The organism is Rossellomorea aquimaris, from assembly GCF_003315075.1.
Lineage (GTDB): Bacteria > Bacillota > Bacilli > Bacillales > Bacillaceae_B > Rossellomorea > Rossellomorea aquimaris_C.
This window is the reverse complement of record NZ_QNRJ01000009.1, coordinates 124,601-131,436: the sequence shown is the minus strand read 5'-3', so window position 1 is coordinate 131,436 and position 6,836 is coordinate 124,601. Positions and strand designations below refer to the sequence as shown.

Annotated in this window: 8 protein-coding genes and 1 pseudogene; 5 read left to right on the top strand and 4 right to left on the bottom strand. The window is 43.5% G+C overall.

Going from position 1 to position 6,836, the window contains the following annotated elements; translation table 11 throughout:
* Positions 1 to 378 (top strand): EAL domain-containing protein (locus DET59_RS13345; protein ID WP_142675588.1); only part of this gene is annotated, 378 nt, incomplete at its 5' end.
* A 111-nt stretch (positions 379 to 489) separates the two neighbouring features.
* Here the strand turns inward: DET59_RS13345 and DET59_RS13340 are convergent.
* Positions 490 to 846, bottom strand: coding sequence for a DUF488 domain-containing protein (locus tag DET59_RS13340; protein WP_113970147.1), 357 nt, complete (start codon positions 844 to 846; stop codon positions 490 to 492).
* 236 nt (positions 847 to 1,082) lie between these two features.
* On the opposite strand from DET59_RS13340, the pseudogene DET59_RS13335 reads away from it, so the two are divergent.
* Together DET59_RS13335 and DET59_RS13330 are read left to right on the top strand one after the other, a co-directional pair.
* Positions 1,083 to 1,253: pseudogene (locus DET59_RS13335) on the top strand (Lrp/AsnC family transcriptional regulator); the annotation flags it as partial.
* A gap of 10 nt (positions 1,254 to 1,263) precedes the next feature.
* The gene (locus tag DET59_RS13330) at positions 1,264 to 1,884 is read left to right on the top strand and encodes a LysE family translocator (RefSeq protein ID WP_113970145.1); all 621 of its coding nucleotides are present in this window, start codon (positions 1,264 to 1,266) and stop codon (positions 1,882 to 1,884) included.
* Between the two features lie 82 nt (positions 1,885 to 1,966).
* Here DET59_RS13330 and DET59_RS13325 read toward each other — a convergent pair whose 3' ends face one another.
* Positions 1,967 to 2,299: a winged helix-turn-helix transcriptional regulator gene (locus DET59_RS13325; RefSeq protein WP_113970144.1), complete on the bottom strand. Its 333-nt coding sequence runs from the start codon at positions 2,297 to 2,299 to the stop codon at positions 1,967 to 1,969.
* A gap of 131 nt (positions 2,300 to 2,430) precedes the next feature.
* Here DET59_RS13325 and DET59_RS13320 point away from each other — a divergent pair, with 131 nt between their 5' ends.
* Together DET59_RS13320 and DET59_RS13315 are read left to right on the top strand one after the other, a co-directional pair.
* Positions 2,431 to 2,925 carry a lactoylglutathione lyase family protein gene (locus tag DET59_RS13320; protein ID WP_113970143.1) on the top strand — a complete coding sequence of 165 codons (495 nt, stop codon included), beginning with the start codon at positions 2,431 to 2,433 and terminating at the stop codon, positions 2,923 to 2,925.
* A gap of 120 nt (positions 2,926 to 3,045) precedes the next feature.
* A complete protein-coding gene (locus DET59_RS13315; protein ID WP_113970142.1) occupies positions 3,046 to 3,510 on the top strand; it encodes a GNAT family N-acetyltransferase in 465 nt (154 codons plus the stop codon).
* Positions 3,511 to 3,559: 49 nt separating this feature from the next.
* Here the strand turns inward: DET59_RS13315 and brnQ are convergent, their stop codons facing one another.
* Together brnQ and DET59_RS13305 are read right to left on the bottom strand one after the other, a co-directional pair.
* The gene (gene brnQ / locus DET59_RS13310; RefSeq protein WP_113970141.1) at positions 3,560 to 4,885 is read right to left on the bottom strand and encodes a branched-chain amino acid transport system II carrier protein; all 1,326 of its coding nucleotides are present in this window, start codon (positions 4,883 to 4,885) and stop codon (positions 3,560 to 3,562) included.
* Positions 4,886 to 5,338: 453 nt separating this feature from the next.
* Positions 5,339 to 6,757 carry an NAD-dependent succinate-semialdehyde dehydrogenase gene (locus tag DET59_RS13305; protein WP_113970140.1) on the bottom strand — a complete coding sequence of 473 codons (1,419 nt, stop codon included), beginning with the start codon at positions 6,755 to 6,757 and terminating at the stop codon, positions 5,339 to 5,341.
* Between the last annotated feature and the right edge of the window lie 79 nt (positions 6,758 to 6,836).

Below are 6,836 nucleotides of genomic sequence, written 5' to 3'. Positions count from 1 at the left end.
CGTAACTCTCATTATACAGGATTTGGGGAGGTGCTCTATTTTCTTGTCATTTTACCCTTAGAGCCGCAAGGGCTCAGAGTTATGAAATTAATTCATTTACCGATTGATAGTATTAAAATAGATAAATCGTTCGTAGATGATATTATGGAAGATTCAAATCAAGTATCAATCGTAAAAGCGATTATAGATATGAGTCAAAATATGAACTTTACCACTATTGCTGAGGGCATTGAAACAGAAAATCAAGTATTGTTCCTGAAACGGAATGCCTGTCAGGTAGGGCAGGGATACCACTTTAGCCAGCCATTGCCAGGACCTTTATTGGAAATGTTCTTGGAAGAATGGGAAAGGAAACATTCTGAACGTGTTCTAAAATAGTAATGGGATGTGACGAAGGCTCTCCGACTAATTTAAGAGGGACGGACCTCCATAAAGTATAAGCCTTGTACTTAGTAAGGTTTATCCTGATTGGAGGTCCGTCCCTCATTATTATAGATCTTCTAATACTTCTTTTAACACAACGGCATGGTTGTGCCGCTCATCTTTTGCACCGTAGAGAAGGACTAAGCGTTCGTTAGCCGACATTTCCTTCAGTTCCTGCAGCTTCTTTTGTTTTTCATCATCTTGATTGAGTTCTTCTTTGTAGGCTTTTTTAAATTCCTCGAACTTTTCCTGCTCATGATTAAACCATTTTCTTAAATGTGGGCTTGGCTTAATTTCCTTCATCCACTCATCCAATTTGGCATTCTCTTTTGAAATTCCCCGTGGCCAAACCCGGTCAATCAAAATGCGATGACCGCCTAATTGGGGAGGTTCATCATAAATTCTCTTTAGAACGATAGACATCGATCTTCCTCCAATCCTTGTTGAATTACTTTAAGGATAAATTGAATCCAAGAATGAAGCAAAGATCTTTTATCTTTAGTTTCTCGGGAAAAGGTACATAAAGGATGAGAAACTCCGCATATATTAAATGAATTACTTTATAGCTTGACCGAGGTATTCACGGGGGAAACCGAATGGAAGGTCCGTCCCTCTTTTATGAAAAATAACATGCATGGTAACAGTTCGCCGGGGAGGATGATTATCTTTTGAAAGTACGGAGTAGAAAAATAAATGATCTGGATCGTGGCATCAATCATGAAAACAAGAGCCTGCCGGCAAAAGCCAGGACCCAAACGGCGATTGTCATGGGTTTGTTCAAAGTGAGTTCGGAACTGCCCGTACACCCACTTGAATTTTCTTTAGAGTAGCGGCAGGACCATGATTGAAACCATTTTATTTTTAAAGAGTCTCATCATAGGGGTCACCATTGCTGCTCCTGTTGGACCGGTCGGTATTCTTTGTATTCAGCGGACATTGACATATGGGAGAAGGACAGGTTTTGTATCGGGGTTGGGGGCTGCCACTGCAGATGCGCTATACGGCTTGATCGCCGTCCTGGGGCTTACGATTGTTTCCGACTTCCTTCTTGATTACCAGTTCTGGATTCAATTATGGGGAGGGGTGTTTCTATTTTTATTAGGATGGAAGACATTCACTTCACAGCCGGCAACATTTAAGGATGGTGAATCGCAAGCCACTTCTTCTTTGAAAGGATTCTTCTCAGTTTTTCTTTTGACGGTTACGAATCCGATGACCATCCTTGCATTTATCGCCATCTTTGGTGTCTTTCGGGTAACCGGTTCTGATGGCAGCGTAGTATCTGCATTGCTCGTCGTTTTCGGTGTCTTTTGCGGATCCGCTTTGTGGTGGGGGACGGTTGCCCTGGTAGGCGGATGGTTAAGCAGTCGGATTGAATCGGACTCGTTAACGATGATCAATCGGGTGGCGGGAATCATCATTACGATATTCAGTTCGTATATTCTTATTGACTTGATATAATTTCTGATAGAGGGACGGACCTCCAATCCTCCAGTGAACCCCTAATTCCAATTATACAATGAATCCGAGGTCCGTCCCTCTCCTAAAACTCACCATGCTCCTTACCCCAGGCATGCATTTGCTTGAGAATCGGCATGAGGGTCATACCTAATTCTGTCATGGAGTATTCTACTTTTGGCGGGATGGTATCGTACTGGGTTCGATTGATGAAGCCGTCTTCTTCGAGTTCTTTTAGTTGCTGACTTAGCACTTTATGGGCGACCCCGGGTAGTAATCTGCGCAACCCGTTGTACCTGAGAGTTCCGTCTGTCCCAAGATGCCATAGGATGACTGTTTTCCATTTCCCTCCGATTTTCTTCAGTGTGTATTCAATCGAGCACTTTAATTTTCCCTCTTGATCTATGGGCGTATCCATATTCTCATCAGTCCTTTCTTACCTTAAGGTTAGTTTCTCACAAAAAAGTGCATTCTTACATTAAGAAGCTCAGCTCCGTATAATGGAGACATGTTAGATGAAACTAATCAAAAAGGGGAGGAATATTGACAATGTTACCATATCCAAGATCGTTTTCTCATATTGGACTATCTGTCCCGAATCTCGAAGAGGCCATTGCATTTTACACTGAGGTGTTCGGATGGTACACCATCATGGAGCCATCCGATGTGGAAAATGATGATACAGCAATCGGGCAAATGTGCCGTGATGTATTCGGGAATGATTGGGAGAAGTTCAGAATTGCCCACCTGGCAACCGGTGATAAAATCGGAGTGGAGCTGTTTGAGTTCCCTCACAACGAAAAGCCGGAGAATAACTTCGAGTATTGGAAAACAGGACTGTTCCATTTCTGTATCCAGGATCCCGATGTAGAAGGCGTGGTTGAAAAAATCAAACAGCACGGAGGTAAACAGCGCATGCCGATCCGTGAATATTATCCAGGTGAAAAGCCTTACCGCATGGTGTATGTAGAAGATCCGTTCGGGAATATTTTTGAGGTTTACTCACACAGCTACGAATTAACGTATTCAGATGGGGCTTACTGATCAATTATTGAGGGCACGTTCAATGCAGAGCGTGTCTTTTTTTATTGAAATAGAGGTTTTCCTTCCCCAATGAAGAACCTTATAAAGATACTTCTATTCAGTAAAGAGAGGAAATCAGCAATGAAAATATTGGAGCTACAAAAGAATTCAAGTATTTTTGAGGAAGCAGTGAAGGCTTTCTGGGAGCAGTGGGGAAGTGAGGAGAATTACAGATTCTATCACGATTGTATATTCCATTCCTGCCGTACCGAAGAGGACTTACCACGATTTTATATCGCATTACATGAAGGAAAAATCATTGGGACGTACGCGCTGCTCAGAAACGATCTGAATAGTAGGCAAGACCTGTTTCCATGGTTTGCTTGCCTCTACATTGACCCGGGTCACAGAGGGAAAGGACTTGGTTCGAGTCTCCTCGAGCATGCCTTACGGGAAGCCCATGAAAAAGGCTATAAACATCTATATCTAACAACGGATCTGGAAGGTTATTATGAAAAGTACGGGTGGACTCACACGACAGAAGCCATTGGATTGAGCGGTGGTTCCATGAACGTCTACCAAAAAGCAACAGATCAAACTTCCTGAAAATCAAAAAAGCAGCAAGGAATGCGTGAGAAATTCCTTGCTGCTTTTTTTAGAGGTCCGTCCCTCTCTTGAAAGGAAAGATGATTTTCCTTTGGGAGAGGTCAATGGCATAACCAATGACGACAGCCACGAGGGTAGGGAGGGTCCAGGCCAGGCCGTTTTCGCTGAGGGGAAGGTATCCCAGGATAGTGTGAATTCCTTCCATTTGGATTTCTAGGGTCATCAGCATTTCGTAAAAGGCAAATAATGTTGCGATCCCAACCCCATACACATACATTCTCTTGCTTTCTCCAAAGAAATGCTGGAAAAGAGAGAGGACTACAAGCACAATAGCTACAGGATAAATCAGAACGAGTAACGGTGTAGCCACCTTCAATATCAAATTCAGACCAAGGTTGGTCACGGCCAACCCGATGAGGATGAAAATCATTACATAAGTCTTATATGAATACCTCGGGAAATTTTCATTGAAAAAACGTCCACATGCATTGATGAGGCCGATACAGGTCGTTAAACAAGCAATCATCACTATGGCTCCGAATAACACATTCCCGCTGTATCCAAATAATTGGCGAGAAGCGAGAACCAATATTTCTGCCCCATTTTGAAGGGGCTCTTCATGGGGAACAACCCGTCCGATCCATCCGAGTGAAAGATACACCATGATTAAGCCGGCGGCTGCAATCATACCTGAACTGATAGTCCCTCGTATCAGCTCCCTTTTATCCGTAGCCCCTTTGTCTTTCAATCCATTGATGATGACAATCCCAAAGGCAAGGGCTGCCACAGCATCCATGGTGAAGTACCCTTCCAGAAACCCTTTGAGAAACGGATCTGACTGAAAATTTTCAGTTGCTTGAGCGTCCGTATACTCAAAGATCATAAAGGCCCGCACACATAATATCGCTAATACAATGAGCAAGGCAGGCGTTAAAAACTGCCCGACAAGATCAATCACTTTTTTGGGATTGATACTGAGCAAGTAAGTCAATCCGAAAAAGACGAGGGAGAATAAGAATAAAGGTAGCCGTCCTTCCACACTAATCACTTGCATAAATCCCAATTCATAGGCAACATTCGACGCCCTTGGAATGCCGTATAGTGCTCCAATCGACATATAAATCACGATGGCGAACACAAGTCCGAAGACAGGATGAACCCGTTGGCCAATTGACAATAATCCGTTAGTAGATAACGAAACGGAAATGATCGTTAAAAAAGGCAGGAACACTGCTGTTAAAATAAAACCTGCAATGGCGGCGGCAAAGTAGCCTCCAGATTCCATTCCAAGATAAGGCGGAAATATTAAATTTCCAGCCCCGAAAAATAAAGAAAATAGCATAAAACCTGAAACCAGCACATCTTTTTTTCTCAACAAAACCCCTCCAAATACTTGCCGAACCATGATAGCTTCTATTGATTATTCTGATTATTTCACATAAAAAAACCCGCCCCTGACCAGGGACGAGTTATATTTTCTCGTCGTGGAATTTAATTAATAAACACAATCTAGCACAGGAAGAAAGCGCAGTCAATAAATTTTCCTAATATAATATCAATTTCTATTTTTCTAGATTTGTTTGATTATTTCAATCAGTAAAAAATGTATTAAATGGAACTTTTATCAAGTTAAACTGTAAGGAAGTACTGATTCATTAGAAATGGAGGAGTTGTAAAATGGATATTAGCTTTTTTGGTGAGATAAACAAAAAGTAATATGGAGAGGGGCAGGGTGCAACTTTGGAAGTTGAGAATTTCCCACTTTGTGAATTGTATGTTCACCTTGAGCACTCAAAAAAGGCACGCAGATGGAGCGTGCCTTTTGCTCTTACAACCCGACGGAAATATACTTGACCTCCAAATACTCTTCGATCCCATGATGTCCACCTTCGCGACCAAGTCCGCTTTGTTTGAATCCGCCGAATGGGGCTTGTGGAGTGGATGGCATGCCATCATTCAATCCGACGATTCCATACTCCAGTTGCTCACTGATCCGGATTCCCTTCGTCATATTCTCTGTGAATACATAGGCAGCGAGACCATAGATGGAATCATTCGCCCGCCCGATCGCTTCATCTTCCGTTTTAAAAGTCGTAATGGGAGCGACTGGACCGAATGTCTCATCTTTCATGCAAAGCATGTCATCACTTACGTTAGTTAGAACAGTTGGTTCAAAATATAATCCGCCTTTTCCTTTGCCGCCGTAGGCAATGGAAGCTCCTTTGTTTACAGCATCTTCTACGTGCTTCTGGACTTTCTCGATTGCATTTTCATCAATTAATGGGCCGATATCGACACCTTCTTCAAGACCGTTTCCTACTTTTAAATCCTTCACTTTTTCCACAAGTTTTTCCGTGAACGAATCCACGATGGATTCATGAACATAGACACGGTTGGAGCAGACGCAGGTTTGACCGGCGTTTCTGAACTTCGAGGCAATGACGCCATCGACGGCTTTCTCTAGATCAGAGTCGTCCATCACAATCACAGGTGCGTGACCTCCGAGCTCTAACGATATTTTCTTGACGGTGTCAGCTGAACCTTTCATCAGGACCTTCCCGACTTCCGTTGATCCCGTGAATGTCAGTTTCCGTACACGTGTGTCTTCCATCCACGCTTCCCCGATGGATTTCGAATCACCTGTCACGACGTTGACGACGCCTTTAGGGATGCCGGCTTCTTCTGCAAGTTCCGCCATTTTCAAAGCGGTCAAAGGGGTTTGGTTTGCCGGTTTAATCACGACCGTACAGCCGGTGGCGAGTGCCGGTGCAACCTTACGAGTGATCATCGCGGCAGGGAAGTTCCATGGGGTGATGACGGCTACGACCCCGACAGGCTGCTTATGGACGAATAATCGCTTGTTTCGCTGAGTTGCCGGAATTTGTTCACCGTATACACGCTTTCCTTCTTCGGCGTACCAGGAGATGAAGCCGTTGGCATATTGGATTTCACCAAGTGCTTCCCTTAGTGGTTTCCCTTGCTCCATGGTCATGGTCCGGGCAAGGTCCTCTTTATTCTCATCAATTAAATCATACCATTTTCGAATGAGTTCACTTCGTTCATATGCAGAGTATTGGGACCAGTCCTTGAATGCACCATAAGCCGCGTCCACAGCGCTGGCAGCTTCTTTTTTGCCTCCGTTCGGGATAGTGGCAATGACCTCTGAAGTGGCGGGATTGGTCACATCCCTTTTCGAAAGATCCGATCCTATTTGTTCTCCGTTGATGATCATATTGTAGTGTTGCATAGTGTTCCTCCTTTTGAAAGATAGATTCCCATATGCTTATTACTATGTAGTTTGTCTTAAATTTACAATAATGAGAGGG

Coding starts and splice junctions, on each gene's coding strand:
- DET59_RS13340 (WP_113970147.1), bottom strand. CDS start 846: ATGTCTATCGTTCTAAAGAGAATTTATGATGAACCTCCCCAATTAGGC.
- DET59_RS13330 (WP_113970145.1), top strand. CDS start 1,264: ATGATTGAAACCATTTTATTTTTAAAGAGTCTCATCATAGGGGTCACC.
- DET59_RS13325 (WP_113970144.1), bottom strand. CDS start 2,299: ATGGATACGCCCATAGATCAAGAGGGAAAATTAAAGTGCTCGATTGAA.
- DET59_RS13320 (WP_113970143.1), top strand. CDS start 2,431: ATGTTACCATATCCAAGATCGTTTTCTCATATTGGACTATCTGTCCCG.
- DET59_RS13315 (WP_113970142.1), top strand. CDS start 3,046: ATGAAAATATTGGAGCTACAAAAGAATTCAAGTATTTTTGAGGAAGCA.
- DET59_RS13305 (WP_113970140.1), bottom strand. CDS start 6,757: ATGCAACACTACAATATGATCATCAACGGAGAACAAATAGGATCGGAT.